Consider the following 411-nt stretch of genomic DNA (forward strand, 5'->3'; position numbering starts at 1 on the left):
TCCATTTCAGCGAATTCAGATTCAAGCTCGCCTGCGCGAATACCGTCTTCTTCACTCATTTCAGGCTTGGCGTAGATCGCATCACGCTCCGCTTTGATTGACCAAAGCTCTTCATGCCCCATGATAACGGTATCGACAACACTAAACTCTTCATAGGCGAACTGGTCCTGCTTTAGCTTACCAATTCGTTCATTAGGGTCTTTAGAGACATTCCCCGAGGTAGGCTCTAAGTCACCGCCCAATATTTTCATAAAGGTTGACTTACCGCAGCCATTGGCACCAATTAGGCCATAGCGGTTGCCCTCACCAAACTTAACTGAAACGTTTTCAAATAACGGCTTTGCGCCAAACTGCATTGTAATATTCGCGGTAACTAACAAGGTATTGCCTCAAGATCTGGGTCATGGTTCA

General features: G+C 46.2%; 1 protein-coding gene. It reads right to left on the reverse strand.

All coding sequences use genetic code 11. The features are described from left to right. Window positions 1–380 (reverse strand): ATP-binding cassette domain-containing protein (locus tag A3729_RS08955; protein ID WP_156497828.1); only part of this gene is annotated, 380 nt, incomplete at its 3' end. Window positions 381–411: the final 31 nt, after the last annotated feature.

The organism is Oleiphilus sp. HI0043 (assembly GCF_001634935.1).